Source organism: Novosphingobium sp. FG90 (genome assembly GCF_057808725.1).
The window spans coordinates 22,582-35,828 of sequence record NZ_JBMDIO010000045.1 but is presented as its reverse complement, the minus strand read 5'-3'; the positions used below and the strand labels follow the sequence as shown (position 1 = coordinate 35,828).

At 68.2% G+C, this 13,247-nt stretch carries 15 protein-coding genes; 5 read left to right on the top strand and 10 right to left on the bottom strand.

Annotation, left to right across the window (positions count from 1 at the left end; translation table 11 throughout):
* Positions 1–435: aspartyl/asparaginyl beta-hydroxylase domain-containing protein (locus ACODRZ_RS23970; protein ID WP_488986267.1), on the top strand; the 435-nt coding region annotated here is incomplete at its 5' end.
* 228 nt (positions 436–663) lie between these two features.
* Complete coding sequence (locus ACODRZ_RS23965) at positions 664–1,779, top strand: DUF2279 domain-containing protein (protein ID WP_488972688.1); 1,116 nt, start codon at positions 664–666, stop codon at positions 1,777–1,779.
* 7 nt (positions 1,780–1,786) lie between these two features.
* Here the strand turns inward: ACODRZ_RS23965 and ACODRZ_RS23960 are convergent, their stop codons facing one another.
* The 5 genes from ACODRZ_RS23960 to ACODRZ_RS23940 are packed head-to-tail and all read right to left on the bottom strand — an operon-like array spanning position 1,787 to position 6,990.
* Entirely contained in the window at positions 1,787–2,980 is a 1,194-nt protein-coding gene (locus tag ACODRZ_RS23960) for a glycosyltransferase family 4 protein (RefSeq protein WP_488972687.1), read from the bottom strand.
* Positions 2,977–4,542, bottom strand: a complete 1,566-nt coding sequence (locus ACODRZ_RS23955; RefSeq protein WP_488972686.1) for a capsular polysaccharide export protein, LipB/KpsS family — start codon at positions 4,540–4,542, stop codon at positions 2,977–2,979. Before ACODRZ_RS23955 ends, ACODRZ_RS23960 begins: the two co-directional genes overlap by 4 nt.
* Positions 4,524–5,126, bottom strand: a complete 603-nt coding sequence (locus ACODRZ_RS23950; RefSeq protein ID WP_488972685.1) for a histidine phosphatase family protein — start codon at positions 5,124–5,126, stop codon at positions 4,524–4,526. Before ACODRZ_RS23950 ends, ACODRZ_RS23955 begins: the two co-directional genes overlap by 19 nt.
* Before the next feature lie 13 nt (positions 5,127–5,139).
* Positions 5,140–5,958, bottom strand: coding sequence for a 3-deoxy-manno-octulosonate cytidylyltransferase (locus tag ACODRZ_RS23945; RefSeq protein WP_488972684.1), 819 nt, complete (start codon positions 5,956–5,958; stop codon positions 5,140–5,142).
* A gap of 45 nt (positions 5,959–6,003) precedes the next feature.
* Complete coding sequence (locus ACODRZ_RS23940; RefSeq protein WP_488972683.1) at positions 6,004–6,990, bottom strand: KpsF/GutQ family sugar-phosphate isomerase; 987 nt, start codon at positions 6,988–6,990, stop codon at positions 6,004–6,006.
* A gap of 192 nt (positions 6,991–7,182) precedes the next feature.
* Between ACODRZ_RS23940 and kdsA the strand changes: the two genes are divergently transcribed.
* Positions 7,183–8,010, top strand: coding sequence for a 3-deoxy-8-phosphooctulonate synthase (kdsA, locus tag ACODRZ_RS23935; RefSeq protein ID WP_488972682.1), 828 nt, complete (start codon positions 7,183–7,185; stop codon positions 8,008–8,010).
* Positions 8,011–8,089: 79 nt separating this feature from the next.
* Positions 8,090–9,136 carry a phytanoyl-CoA dioxygenase family protein gene (locus ACODRZ_RS23930; RefSeq protein WP_488972681.1) on the top strand — a complete coding sequence of 349 codons (1,047 nt, stop codon included), beginning with the start codon at positions 8,090–8,092 and terminating at the stop codon, positions 9,134–9,136.
* 114 nt (positions 9,137–9,250) lie between these two features.
* On the opposite strand, the gene ACODRZ_RS23925 is transcribed toward ACODRZ_RS23930, so the two are convergent.
* From ACODRZ_RS23925 to ACODRZ_RS23915, 3 genes are all read right to left on the bottom strand, one after another.
* A complete protein-coding gene (locus tag ACODRZ_RS23925; RefSeq protein ID WP_488972701.1) occupies positions 9,251–10,096 on the bottom strand; it encodes a replication initiator protein A in 846 nt (281 codons plus the stop codon).
* Between the two features lie 129 nt (positions 10,097–10,225).
* A complete protein-coding gene (locus ACODRZ_RS23920; protein WP_488972680.1) occupies positions 10,226–10,591 on the bottom strand; it encodes a helix-turn-helix domain-containing protein in 366 nt (121 codons plus the stop codon).
* A gap of 17 nt (positions 10,592–10,608) precedes the next feature.
* Complete coding sequence (locus ACODRZ_RS23915) at positions 10,609–10,911, bottom strand: type II toxin-antitoxin system HigB family toxin (RefSeq protein ID WP_488972679.1); 303 nt, start codon at positions 10,909–10,911, stop codon at positions 10,609–10,611.
* Between the two features lie 201 nt (positions 10,912–11,112).
* Between ACODRZ_RS23915 and ACODRZ_RS23910 the strand changes: the two genes are divergently transcribed.
* Positions 11,113–12,060 carry a tyrosine-type recombinase/integrase gene (locus ACODRZ_RS23910; protein ID WP_488972678.1) on the top strand — a complete coding sequence of 316 codons (948 nt, stop codon included), beginning with the start codon at positions 11,113–11,115 and terminating at the stop codon, positions 12,058–12,060.
* Positions 12,061–12,091: 31 nt separating this feature from the next.
* Here ACODRZ_RS23910 and ACODRZ_RS23905 read toward each other — a convergent pair whose 3' ends face one another.
* Entirely contained in the window at positions 12,092–12,832 is a 741-nt protein-coding gene (locus tag ACODRZ_RS23905; RefSeq protein ID WP_488972677.1) for a class I SAM-dependent methyltransferase, read from the bottom strand.
* A gap of 89 nt (positions 12,833–12,921) precedes the next feature.
* Entirely contained in the window at positions 12,922–13,200 is a 279-nt protein-coding gene (locus ACODRZ_RS23900) for a hypothetical protein (RefSeq protein WP_488972676.1), read from the bottom strand.
* Positions 13,201–13,247 lie beyond the last annotated feature (47 nt).

Here is a 13,247-nt window from a genome sequence, read left to right as displayed (position 1 = left end):
GCCGCGCGCGCGCCGCTGACCGCCGCGCTGATCGAGAAAGTGCCCGGCCTCGTCACCGCCAATTTCTCGGTCATGGAGGCCGGCGGCCACATCCCGCGCCACTGGGGCATGACCAAGGGCATGCTGACCTATCACCTGGCGCTGAAAGCCCCGCGCGAACGCGAGAAGTGCCGGATGCACCTGGAAGAGGGCGAGCACCTCCACGTCCTGCACTGGGAGGACGGGCAATCGTTCCTGTTCGACGACATGTTCAACCATGAAGTCTGGAACGAGACGGACGAGGACCGCTACATCCTGCTCATCCAGATCAAGCGCCCATGCCGCTGGCGGGGCAACCTGATCCAGGAGCTGTTCCTCAAGGGCGTGCGCCATTCGCGCTTCGTCAAGGACATCCGCAAGGCCATCGAGCGCGAGGCCGCAGCGCGCGCGGCCTGACTGCGCGCCCCCAATGGGGAATCGCACCCCCCGTCAAATCATGACTCTTTGACGACAAAGTTCTGGCCAGATCGGCTTGCCGCGTTAAAATTCGTTCATTCCGGATGATTTTCACCCGGACCGGCCTCCGCCAGCGGGAGGACCGGCAACGCGCCGGTTTGCCTGGAGGACGCCTCGAGAAAAGGCCGTAAAGGCCCGGAAAGGCACGACGCTGCGGCAGGGAAGGCGATGAGGATCCGTTACCGCAGGTGCGCGGTTCTGGCGCTGGCCGCTGGTCTCGCGTCACCCCCAGCTTGTGCGGAGGCGCTGGAAGATTCCATTACGGATGAAGATTCCGTCTTCCACATCGCCCCGCCGCAGTTCCCGCCGCAGCCCCCGCCATCGGCCCTGATCGCGGCGGCGGACGGCAGCGCCGACTGGGATTTGAACGATATCGCGCCGGACGCCTACGGGCCGCCCCCACCACAAGACAGGCGGCTAGACAGGCCGGAGGGCACGGCATCCATCACCGACAGCCCGCCCCCCCGCGACGCAACCGGCCACGTCCCGCGCGCATACGCCAGCCATCGCGGCTTCTTCCGCCAGGCCGGCAGCGTCGGCACCGAACTGGCGATCCTGTCCGCCTATGTCGGCGCGCAGTCGATCCCCAAGCTGTTCAAGCCGACCGCCCCCTTCCACTTCCAGGACGAGGGATGGTTCGGCAAGGACACCCACAACATCGGCGTCGACAAGCTGACCCATGCCTACAACACCTATCTCATCGCCGAGCTGCTGCACTATCGCATCCACCGCAACACCGGCGGATCCGAAGGCGATGCGCTGACCGCGGGCATCCTCGCGGCGGGGCTGATGGCGATCAACGAGATGTCCGACGCGATCGAGCCCGACAGCGGCTATTCGATGCAGGACATCACCATGAACATCGCGGGCGCGGCCTTCTCGGTCCTGCGCAACACGGTGCCGGGGCTCAAGGAAAAGCTCGCCTTCAAGCTGGAGATCGTGCCCAACGGCCAGATCTACAGCCACGTCGGCAAGAAGCACTACGAGCAGCAGCGCTTCATGTTCTCGCTGAAGGGCGCGGGGTTCGAAGGACTGGAGCGCACGCCGCTGAAGTACCTCGACCTGCAGGTGGGCTATTACGCCAGCGACTTCCTCGCCAGCGACCGCGCGCAGGGGCTGACCCCGAAACGCCACCTGTTCGTCGGCGTCGGCCTGAACCTGGGTGAGCTGCTGTTCGCGAACTCGGGATCGCGCATCGGCAGGGCGGCGTACTCGGTGCTGGACTACCTGCAGGTGCCCTATACCTCGCTGCGCTACGACACCACGGGCAGGCTGGGGAACTGACGGCGCGCTATGCGCCGCGCAGCCCCTCGATCGCGTTCGTGACGATTGCCATGTGTTCGCCCCAGCCCGGATTGTGCCAGCCCGGCAGGCGGGCGATCTGCGCGGCGTGGACGGGGCCTTGTGCCGCATGGTCGAGCACCATCGCCTTCCAGCCCGGACCGTCGAGCGGGTCGAGATAGTCGGGCACGTCGCCGCCCACTTCGCGCAAGGCGGCAAGGTCGCTGGCGATGACCGGGGTGCCGACCGAAAGCGCCTCGGCCACCGGCATCCCGTAGCCTTCCGCGAACGAGGGCATCAGCAGCGCCCGCGCACCGCGCAGCAGCGCGGAGAGGCGCGCGTCCGGGCAGCCGCCCAGTTCCTCGACATGGCCGACGAGGGCAGGGCAGCGCTCCAGCATGTCGACGATCTGCTCGTTCTCCCAGCCCCGCCGGCCGATGACGATCAGGCGCGGAACCTGCCCGGGCGGCAGCGTTTCCGCCAGATGGCGCCAGAGGTGGAGGAGGAGCAGGTGGTTCTTGCGCGGCTCGATGGTGCCCAGGCACACGAAGCAGGGGCGGCCATCGGGCGACATCTCGGGCAGGGCGGCGGGAAGCGCCTCGGTGCCGAGCAGGGCGACGTGGATCGGGGTGCCGGGCTGCAGCCACGGCGCCAGCGAGCGGCCCGTCGCGGCGGAATTGACCACCGCCGCGCCGCCGGTCTTCGCGATGGCCGAGGCGATCGTCTCGATCCGCCGCCGGTGCAGCGCCGCGCCGGACGGGCGGGCATATTCGGGAAACTCGATCGGGATGAGATCGTGGACGAGGCACAGGAACCGCGCCCGCTCCCGCTCGAGGATCCGGTGCACCCTGGCGGCGTTGGTCAGGTGATGGGGCGAGGCCTGCACGTAGACGCCCCCGCTTCCCACACCCTTGCCCGTCGGCAGCAGCGCGGCCAGCTGCGGCATGACCGAGGGCAGCGAGCGCTGGCGCGGCGCGTCCTCCTCGCTCGCCCAGCGGCGTTCCAACTCGTCGAGATAGGCGAGCGCGGCATCGCGCTTCAACCGCCCGTAGAGGCCCGAGGGGTGGACGGCGGCGAAGGCCAGATCCTCGCCGTAATGCGCCAGCAGGCCGCGCGCATAGGCCATCTCCACGCGGTCCACGCCCGAGGGCGTCGAGTAGCGCAGGCGCGAGATCAGGCGGGATATATCAAGGATTACGGTCATTTTCTGCGGATCAGGTTCATCAGCCTGCCCTGCCAGCGGCGGACCGGCGCGATCCACCTTAGACGATTGGTGGCGCTGGCGGTGGCCATGCGGCCGACCAGCACCTCGGGCGGGCAGGGCAGGCCGGTCACGGGATCGAGGTAGCGCGGATAGAGGATCAGCACCCCCGCCACCAGCGCATCGAGGGTGAGCGGGCGGGTGCGCCGTTCGGGCACCGTCCCCAGATCGCGCGTCAGGCCCCAGCCTGCATAGAACGGCACGCCGTGGCAGGTTACCTCGCGCCCGCGCATCAGCGCCTCGAACCCGGCGAGCGAGGTGAGCACATGCACCGCGTCCACCGCATCGAGCAGCGGCGCCATGCCGCCGCCGCGCACCACCTTGTCGGCATGGGTGAGCGCCTCGGCGTCGGCGACTGCCCCCTTGCGGTGCCCGGCGTCGACGTCGGGGTGCGGGCGGAACCAGATCTCGGCATCGGGTTCCAGTTCGCGGGCGCGGCGCAGGAGGGCAAGGTTGGAGCCGGGGCCGCCCCCGGCGGCGAGGACGGACATATCGTCCTCCACCTGCCCGGTGACGAGGACGAGGCGGCGGTTCGGATCGCGTTCGGGCAGCGCCGCGCTGAGGTCCGCCGCATACTTGCTGATGCCCGCCCTGACGATGGTATCGCGCAGCGCTGCGGCCCGTTGAAGCACCCTTGGGTGCATCTGGGTGCCGCTCAGTACCGCTTCGAGATCGCTCGGGCCGGAGGGGTCGAAATGGATGCCGGTGGCGTCGACGACCACCGAGGACGGCGGGACAAGGTCCACGCCGAGCCCCACGGAGCGCACGAAACCGTCCTCCACGCGGACCAGCGGCACGCCTTGTGCGCGGGCCTTTGCGATGAGCGCGGGGGACACGCGCGAAGGCCAGATGGCAAGGGCGCCGCCGCCTCTGCGAGCGATTTGCAAGGCCCTGTCGGCGGACGGAACCACCGCCAGACGATGTGCCGGATGCCAGAGGAAACGGCGGATTTCCGCGCGTTTCCACCATGCCATGCCGCACGCCGCCATGATCGGCCGGTTTGCCTCCAGCGTGCTGCGCCACAGCGCCAGCAGCTCCACCACCGCCGTGATCGTGGAGGCCCCGCCGGTGAACGGATCGCGCCACTGCGCCGCCGTCAGCGCCTGCGCCGCAAGCCGGTCGAGCTTGGCCGCATCGTCGCCCGGAGCACCGAAACGGCCCGGCGAAAGCACCTCCACCGCCAGCCCTGCAACGCGGGCAAGGACGATCCACTCGTCATCGCCATGCGCCTCCAGACGGCGCGCATGGAGCAGCACGGACCACGGATCGACTTCGGGATAGTCCTTCGTATTCAAGGGCCTGCGCACGATGGCCACGCGATGCTCGGCCCCCGCCGGAGCGGCCCAGAAGTCCCCCCCGACGCGCGCTTCGCGCACCATGGCGAACAGCGCTTCGGTATCGACGGGCGCATTGCCCTGAGGGGCGGGGAGGGACACCCCCCCGTTTCCCCCGGGAAACGGCGGAGCGCGCAAGATCGGCGGAAAACTCACGGTCTGACGCCCCATTCGCCCAGGCCGAGCACCCCGTCCTCACCCCTGCGGATGACGCCGTAGGAGCCGGTCGCCAGCTTCATCCCGCCCACCATTTCGCAAGCCGGCACCTCCAGCCCCGCCGCGATCAGCGCGAACCGCGCGGCGCCGTTGCTGGTGACGAGGAGGGTGGGGCCGTGATCCCCCGAAAACAGCGCGTGCCAGGCGGAAATCCGCGCTTCCGCGTCCACCGTCCAGCCCGGCGGCGGCACCGCGCGCGCATCCCAGGCCGCCAGCGCCCCCGCGCCGATGCGGGCGAGCACTTCGGGCTCGCTCCGGTCCTCGTCCGGCCCGTGGTCGATCTCGCGCAGCCAGTCGGCCGCTTCGGGTTCGGGAGTGTCGGGAAGGTGAGCGAGGATCGCCCGAGCGGTCTGGCGGGTGCGGGCGAGGGGGGAGGCGAGAACCCGCGAAAAACCAAGCTTCTGCGCGGCAAAATGCGCCCCCAGCGCCTGCGCCTGCGCCAGCCCTGCAGCGGTCAGCGGCAGGTCGGTGCGCGCACCGATGCGGCGCGGCGGCTCACCGGGCTCGAATGTATTGCCGTGTCTCACGATAACGAACATCGGATGCGCGGTATCAGGCCGGGAACGGATCGCCTAGCCGTGCGATCGCCTCTTCCGCCAGGGCGAGGTCGGCCGGGGTATCGATGCCCGACATCGCATGGCTCGGCGGATCGACCTCGACCGTCGCGATCGAGCGCCCGCCTTCGAGGAAACGCAGCTGTTCCAGCCCCTCCAGCACCTCATACGGGCTCTGCGGCGCGGCGGCGAACCATTCCAGCGCGGCCATGCGATAACCATAGAGGCCCAGATGCTGCCACACCGGGGAAAGCGGCGCGGCCGCCCGCAGCTTCGCCTCGTCACGCAAGGCGGGGATGATCGTCTTGGAGAACCACAGCGCCCGCCCGTCGGCCCCGCGAATGCAGGTCGTGCCGCTGAAAGGCGCGGTTTCCTTGTGTTTGCGCAAGGCTTCGAGGCGTTCCCAGTCGAGCCGGTAGACCGGCGTCGCCACGTCCGCCGCGCCCTCCCGCAAGGTCGCGACCAGCCCGGCGACGACTGCGGGCGGCACGAACGGCGCATCGCCCTGCAGGTTGATGACGAGTTCGGGCAGCCGATCCCGCGACCGGGCGGCGGCGCAGGCGCGCGAGGAGCCGGAATCCAGCTCCGCCGCCGTCATCGCCACGTCCGCCCCGATCTGCCGGGCATGGTCGGCAATGCGCGGGTCGTCAGTCGCCACCACCACCTCGCACCCACCGGCCAGATCGGCGGCGGCGCGGGCGACGGCATGGACCCGCTCCAGCAGCGTGCGCCCGGCGATGGGCAGCAAGGGCTTGCCGGGCAGGCGCGTCGATCCGTAGCGGGCGGGAACGACGATGAGGGCGTTCGTATCGGTCATCGGCAAGGTAAGTGCCCCAACGCGGGGGATTTCGGCAAGCCCGCCTCAGGCCACCCCGGCCCGGACGATGTCGTGCATGTGCACGATGCCTACCAACCTGGTATCCTCCACCACGAACAGCACCGAGACGGCGTTCTCGTTGAGGATGCGCAGCGCTTCGGACGCCGGGATGCCGGCGGTGACCGTCAGCGGGTTCACCGACATGTGCAGGCCGATGTTGTCGTTGAGGTCATGCACCGCGATGCAGCGGCGCAAGTCACCATCGGTGAAGGCGCCGATCAGCCGGTCGCCCGCGTCCACCACGGCGGTGCAGCCATAGCGCTTGCGGCTCATCTCGATCGTCGCGCTGGTCAGCGAGGCATCGCCGCCGACGCGCGGGATGGCATCGCCGGTGCCCATGATCTCGCCCACCGTGGACAGCTGCGCGCCGAGCTTGCCGCCGGGATGGAACACCCGGAAATCCGAGGACGTGAAGCCGCGCGCCTCGATCAGCGCCACCGCCAGGGCATCGCCCAGCACCAGCTGGAGCGTGGTGGAGGAGGTGGGCGCCAGCTCGTTCGGGCAGGCTTCGCGCACGGAGGGCATGACCAGGCAGATGTCCGCCGCCCGCGCCGCCGTGCTGTCCGCGTGGCTGGTGGCGACGATCAGCGTGACGCCGTAATGGTTGCAGTAATGCAGGATGTCGCCCAGCTCGGCCGTCTCGCCCGACCAGGTGATCGCCAGCACGACGTCCTGCTTGGTGATCACGCCGAGGTCGCCGTGGCTCGCCTCGCCGGGGTGGAGATAGAGCGCCGAGGTCCCGGTGGAGCGCATGGTCGCGGCGATCTTGCGCGCGATGTGCCCGCTCTTGCCCATGCCGGTGACGATCACGCGCCCGCGCGTGGCGGCCAGCGCCTGAATCGCCCGCTCGACCGCACGGCTCATCTCCGGCGCCTGCAGGGCCTGCTTGAGCGTTTCCAGCGCCTGCAGCTCGATGTCGAGGGTCTTCAGCGCCGAGGCGGCATAGGGGGTATCGAAGAATGCGCTCTTCATGGGGGTCATGTGTCTTTTTGTAATTCGGCCGGCCGGGTACAGGCAGGAATCACAAGCGTTATTTGAAGCGGACGGGGATTGCCAGCGGTTTCATTCCCCGCCAAGGGAAGCGACCTACTAGGCCCCGGCCGCAGGCTGCTGAAAGCGGCGCCGCGTCCCGTTGTCATGATCCAACCAGCCAAGGCATTATCCATGATCCTTTGCGGACAAACGCTTACCCCCCAAGCTCCTTTATTCGCAATTGCGGGGCCATGCGTCATCGAAAGCGAGGAACTGACGCTTTCCGTAGCCGAAACGCTCGCCGCGACCGCGCGGCGCCTCGGCCTGCTGCTGATTTTCAAGAGTTCGTTCGACAAGGCGAACCGCAGCTCGGACAAGTCGTTCCGCGGCCTCGGCATGGACGAGGGGCTGCGCATCCTCGAAAAGGTGCGCGCCGAGACCGGCCTTGCGGTCATCACCGACGTACACGAGCCCGGGCAGGTCAAGGCCGTGGCCGAAGTCGTCGATGTGCTCCAGACGCCCGCCTTCCTGGCCCGCCAGACCGATTTCATCGCCGCCGTCGCCGCATCGGGCAAGCCGGTCAACATCAAGAAAGCGCAGTTCATGGCGCCTGCCGACATGACGCAGGTGGTCGCCAAGGCGCGCAATGCGGCAGCGGCGGCGGGTCATGATCCCGATGCCTTCCTGCTGTGCGAGCGCGGCACCTCGTTCGGCTACAACACGCTCGTCTCCGACATGCGCGGGCTGTCGATCATGGCCGAAACCGGATGCCCGGTGGTGTTCGACGCGACCCATTCGGTCCAGCAGCCCGGCGGCCTGGGCGAGCGGTCGGGCGGCCAGCGCGAATATGTGCCGCTGCTGGCCCGCGCGGCGGTGGCGGCGGGCGTTTCGGGCGTGTTCATGGAAACCCACCCGGATCCCGAACGCGCCCTGTCCGACGGACCCAACGCGCTGCCGCTGGACCAGTTCGAACCGCTCTGGGCGCGGCTCATGGCTATCGACGCGGTGGTGAAGGGGTAATCCACGCATCGGCGCGCAAGCTGATCGGGACGGCGTCTTTCCGGTTGCATCCGCGGCGCGTATGGCGCAACCGGCGGCGATGGCCCCGGGCAAGAATGGAACGACGATCGCCAGGCTGCTGCTGGCTCCCGTCTGGGCGGCGCAGCTGCTGACGGGCGCCAAGAGCTTCCTCGATAACCCGCTGATCGGCTCGCGGCGGCTCAATGCCCGCGGGCTGCACGTCGCCCGGGTCAGGCTGGCGGCGCGGCTGTGCGCATGGCGGCGCGGGCGGCTTGCGCGCAAGGTCCGCCCCGAATGGCGCACGGCCTTCGACCGTGACGGTTTTGTCGTCATCCCCGACATCGTGCCGCCCGCGCAGTTCCCGGCCCTGCGCGCGGCTCTGCTCGCCTACGAAGGCCCCGCGCGCGAGATGCGGCAAGGCGACGCGATCACCCGCAGGTTGGCGATCGACCCGGCCATGCTCGCCGCGATCCCGGCGCTGCGCGCCCTGCTCGCGCGCGAGGATGTGGTCGCGCTGTTCCACTACGTCGCCGGTTTCCGCACCACGCCGCTGCACTACATCCAGACCATCGTCAGCCACTTCGAGGGCAACGAGCCCGACCCGCAGGAGACGCTGCACGCCGACAGCTTCCACGCCTCGCTCAAGGCCTGGCTGTTCCTGAACCCGGTGACGGAGGACGAGGGGCCGTTCACATACGTGCGCGGCTCGCATCGCTTCACGCCCGAGCGGCTCGACTGGGAACGGCGGCGTTCGCTGGCGGACCCGCATGCGACAGACCGGCTGTCGGCACGCGGTTCGCCGCGTGTCTCGGCGGAGGACCTCGCGGCGATGAAGCTGGCCGGGGCGGAGGCGCTCGCGGTGCCGGGCAATACACTGGTGGTCGCCGACACCCTCGGCTTCCACGCGCGCGGCGCCTCGGCGCGGCCGGGCGAGCGGGTGGAGATCTGGTCCTACGCCCGCCGCAACCCGTTCCTGCCCTGGCTCGGCGGCGACCTGCTCAGCCTGCCGGGCGTGGCCGAGCGCCGGGTGAACTGGCTGTGGGCCTTGCGCGACAGGCTGGAGACACGCATCGGCCAGCCATGGCGCCGGGCGGGAACGCGCCGGGCGACCGACGCGCAGTTCTGAACGGGGGCCTGAAGAAGAGCGTGATGACGGAACCACCCGCCGCCGACCTTGAAATTCGTGCTTTCGAGTAGAAATTAAATTCTGGCAATCCGCCCCGCCGGGCGGTCACTGCGGTCACTGTGTCGCAAGCTGCCCCGCAACCTTGGAGCGTTGCCGGATCACGACCCTGCCCCTGGTCGTCTTTCTTCCACGTTTTCCTGTGTTTTCAGCATCATCCATCTCTTCCACCAGCTCCAGATGATAGTCCGGAATGGCATTCTCGGCGACGATCTGGCGCATTGCGACGCGGAAATTGGAGAGCTGGTTCTGGAATCCGATCTGCAACCGGAAGGTCGCAAGGTCGATTTCCAGCGTTTCGCCGTCAATGCAGGTGCTGCGCGCCACTTCGTAGATGCGCCGCTCGATCGGGCCGAGCTGGAAATAGGTGTGCGCGTAGTCGAGCACCTGCCGGTCGCGCAGAATGGCGCGAAACAGCCAGTCGCAGAGGCGCACCTTGACCGCCTTCAGACGTTTTTCGCCTTTTTTTCCGGACCTTGCATATTGCAGGCGCGCTTCGGACAGCCACGAGAAGAAGCCCTCCTCGCCCTCCCCGCCGGCCTCGATGTTGGTGCGGATCTGGGTGCCCTGCAGCCGCTCCAGCGCATCCGCCAGGCGCGAATAGGAACGCGCCGAATGGTTCGATCCGGTCACGCTGAAAAGGTCATGCGCGGTAAACGTGAAATCCTGCGAAACCGCATTCCCGTCATCGATCTTCGATGCCATAAGGCTTGCAATATAAAGGACAATTTCCTTGTCGTAGATCGTTGCGACGCCCCGTGCACTGGGCCGGACCTCGATCGAGACCGACGGCGTCGCATAGGCCAGCGGCTTCATCCAGGCGTTCTTCGAAAGCGCGAAGAACGGGAACGCCATGAGCGAGCGCTCGCCCCGGATCTCGCCGGTCAGCGGGCTGTCCAGCATGAACAGCTCGCCCTGCGGCATCAAAGGTGGGTTATCGGTCATTCTGCGTCCCGTCCCGGCCACGAAACGGCCTGTGGGTAATTTCTACTCGAAAGCACGAATGTGCACATTCCCGCGCTCGGATACGTCTCATGCATTGAGCGCATATTCCTGAACCAGAACCCTTTCGGGCACATGCCAGGCCCGGGCGATCTTGCGGATCATCGGCAGCGTCAGCGCGCGCTTGCGGCCGAGGATCTCGGTCGCGCGCGACTGGCCCACCAGCGCGGCAAGATCGGCGCGGCTGTGCCCGTTCATCGCCATGGCGGCCTCGATCGCGCCGACCGGGTCGAGCGCCGCGATCGGCCAGCGGTCGCGCTCGTAGGCCTCGACCAGCGTGACCAGCACGTCGAGCCGGTCGCCCTGCTCGCTGCCTTCCTCGGCGCCCCAGAGTTCCTCGATCTGGCGCAGCGCGGCTTCGTGGTCGGTGTCGGTCTTGATGGGTCGGATGTTCATCCGGTCGTCTCCTGAGATCAGAACAGGCTCACGGCGAGAGCGTCTATCCTGTCGTATTCGGCATGGGTGCCGAGGAATTTCACGAAGGCGATCGATCGCCTCCAGTCGAAAGCGACCACCATGCGATAGTCGCCGCCGGCCACCTCGAAGCGCACGCGCTCTCCATTGAGCACTTTCGCCTTCGAGAAATCGGCCATGACGTCGAGCGGCCCTGCCCAGCTCGCCGCCTCCGCCACTTCGAACCAGTGCCGCAGCGACCGCTCGGTTCCCGGATGACGTTCCCAGAAGGCCACCAGCCGGTTCCGCGCGATGATCCTCATGGCAACGCATCTACACTTTCCCGAAATGGGAAACAAGCGCATATTTCCCAAACCGGGAAATATCCTTCCCTCATTCTGTGATAATGTCCTTTATCATGGAATGAACATGCGGCACATACCGGCACTCAGCGGCACCCAACGGCACACAAGAGGGACAGAGCGGCACATGGAGCAATGCACGAGCATCCGGGTGAGAACCGCATGACACAGCTCGCATATACCGCGACCGACAGCCCGATCCTGGCCGGGGCATCGCCGCAGGCCCGGACCCGCTTCCTCGAATTCTTCGCCGCCGCGATCCGCAATCCCAACACGCGCCGGGCCTATGCGCGCGCGTCGCGCGATTTCCTCTCGTGGTGCCACCGGCGCGGCGTGCGCGATCTGGAGACCATCGCCCCGATCCATGTCGCCGGGTGGGTCGAGGAGCTGGGGCAGTCGCTTTCGGCGCCGACCGTCAAGCAGCGCCTGGCGGCGGTGCGGCATCTGTTCGACTGGCTGGTGACCGGGCAGGTGGTGCCGTTCAACCCGGCCTCCTCGGTGCGCGGTCCGGCGCATTCCGCAAGGACCGGGCGCACGCCGGTGCTGGAAGGGGAGGAGGCGCGCCTGCTGATAGACAGCATCGATCTTGCCGCGCCGACCGGCCTGCGCGACCGGGCGCTGGTCGCGCTCATGGTCTATTCCTTCGCGCGGATCGGGGCGGCGCTGGCGATGAAGCGCGAGGACGTCTTCGTGCAGGGCCGCCGCCTGTGGGTGCGCCTGCACGAGAAGGGCGGCAAGCGGCACGAGATGCCCTGCCACCACCTGCTCGACGAATACCTGACGGCCTATCTCGACGCGAGCGATCCCGGCAACGCAAAGGCCCCGCTGTTCCGAGCCCTGTCCCGCAGGACCAAGCTGCTGGGCGACAGGCCGCTCACCCAGCCCGACGCCTTCGCCATGGTCCGCCGCCGCGCGGAGGCGGCGGGCATCGCCACGCGGATCGGCAACCACACCTTCCGCGCCACCGGCATCACGACATACCTGAAGAACGGCGGCACGCTGGAGAACGCGGCGGCCATGGCGGGCCACGCCTCCACCCGCACCACCCAGCTCTACGACCGCCGCCGCGACGAGATCACGCTGGCCGAGGTCGAGCGGGTGCGGCTCTAGGGTCAGGCCCCGGGGGCAGGCACCTTAGCTTTCAGGCAGGCTTTTCCATCACCGCCAGCGATTGCCAGAACGGCGCATGATGAGTTTCGTCGAGGCCGTCGGTGAAGCGCGGCTCGGCGAAACCGGATTCGCGCGCGAAGCGGCGGATCCAGTCGCGGTGCAGGAAGGCGTCCAGCTGCGCTGCCGCCTTGCCCTCTTTCAGCAGCTTCAGGTTGGCCTGCCAGACGCGGTCGTGCGCGGCCTCCTCCATTTCGAGGAACGAGAACACCATGCGCCCGCCCGGCTTCAGCACCCGAAATGCCTCTGCGGTGTAGAGATAGGCCTCGGCCGGGAACAGGTGCGTGAAGACCGACCAGTGGAACACCATGTCGAGAGATGCGTCCGGCGCGGCGATGGTGGGAGTGACGTTGAGCACCGTCGCATAGCCCGGGCACCGCAGCGCCAGTTCCTCCAGCAGTTCGGGTACGACGTCCGCGCCGGTATAGCGGCCCCGCCAGCCCGAGCGGCGCAGCGCCTGCGCGGTACGACCGCAGCCACAGCCCAGATCGTAGACCGCCATGCCGTCCGCCAGCCCGTTGTGGCGCAGCACGGCGACATGGCCGTCACCCTGGCTGGCGAACGTCTCCATCGTCTCGGCGCCGATCGCCTGCGCCAGCGCGAGCGAGCGATCGCCCGGCATGTCGCGCAGCTTGTTGCGCACGATCCGCCGATAATCGTCGATCGAATGCGTGCTTGCGCGTCTCCGTCTGCGAAGACGTGGTAGCTGTATCATGAAATTGCCCCGCCATATCTGCCCTTGCGGCTTTTCGACCACGCCGGGGACGACTTGGCAAGCGGCCAGAATACTGAGCGGAATAGTGCCTAGCGGGCTTCGTCCAGCAGCGCATCGACCATGAAGCGCCATGTGTTCACGGCGTCGTTCAGGTGCGCGGCCCTGCTTTCGCCGGGGCCGACATTGCCGACGATCTCCGCGCCCGCCTCGGCCATGGCCGCATCGGGATCGCGCAGCGCCAGCACGACGGCGCGCACGTCGCGCCGCAGCAGGCGCCGGTCTTCGGGCGGGAGCGCGTCCCACTCGCCGCCCCGCGCCTGCGCCAGGGCCCGGGCGGCTTTCTCGACAAGCTGCATCGCGTCACTCATCCCCGACCCCCTTTTCACTCTGGCACCTGACATCCTGATCGGCGAAA

Excerpts from the sequence above, each read along its gene's own strand:
- ACODRZ_RS23965 (WP_488972688.1), top strand. The coding sequence starts at position 664 with ATGAGGATCCGTTACCGCAGGTGCGCGGTTCTGGCGCTGGCCGCTGGT.
- ACODRZ_RS23960 (WP_488972687.1), bottom strand. The coding sequence starts at position 2,980 with ATGACCGTAATCCTTGATATATCCCGCCTGATCTCGCGCCTGCGCTAC.
- ACODRZ_RS23955 (WP_488972686.1), bottom strand. The coding sequence starts at position 4,542 with ATGGGGCGTCAGACCGTGAGTTTTCCGCCGATCTTGCGCGCTCCGCCG.
- ACODRZ_RS23950 (WP_488972685.1), bottom strand. The coding sequence starts at position 5,126 with ATGTTCGTTATCGTGAGACACGGCAATACATTCGAGCCCGGTGAGCCG.
- ACODRZ_RS23945 (WP_488972684.1), bottom strand. The coding sequence starts at position 5,958 with ATGACCGATACGAACGCCCTCATCGTCGTTCCCGCCCGCTACGGATCG.
- ACODRZ_RS23940 (WP_488972683.1), bottom strand. The coding sequence starts at position 6,990 with ATGAAGAGCGCATTCTTCGATACCCCCTATGCCGCCTCGGCGCTGAAG.
- kdsA (WP_488972682.1), top strand. The coding sequence starts at position 7,183 with ATGATCCTTTGCGGACAAACGCTTACCCCCCAAGCTCCTTTATTCGCA.
- ACODRZ_RS23930 (WP_488972681.1), top strand. The coding sequence starts at position 8,090 with ATGGCCCCGGGCAAGAATGGAACGACGATCGCCAGGCTGCTGCTGGCT.
- ACODRZ_RS23925 (WP_488972701.1), bottom strand. The coding sequence starts at position 10,096 with ATGCTGGACAGCCCGCTGACCGGCGAGATCCGGGGCGAGCGCTCGCTC.
- ACODRZ_RS23920 (WP_488972680.1), bottom strand. The coding sequence starts at position 10,591 with ATGAACATCCGACCCATCAAGACCGACACCGACCACGAAGCCGCGCTG.
- ACODRZ_RS23915 (WP_488972679.1), bottom strand. The coding sequence starts at position 10,911 with ATGAGGATCATCGCGCGGAACCGGCTGGTGGCCTTCTGGGAACGTCAT.
- ACODRZ_RS23910 (WP_488972678.1), top strand. The coding sequence starts at position 11,113 with ATGACACAGCTCGCATATACCGCGACCGACAGCCCGATCCTGGCCGGG.
- ACODRZ_RS23905 (WP_488972677.1), bottom strand. The coding sequence starts at position 12,832 with ATGATACAGCTACCACGTCTTCGCAGACGGAGACGCGCAAGCACGCAT.
- ACODRZ_RS23900 (WP_488972676.1), bottom strand. The coding sequence starts at position 13,200 with ATGAGTGACGCGATGCAGCTTGTCGAGAAAGCCGCCCGGGCCCTGGCG.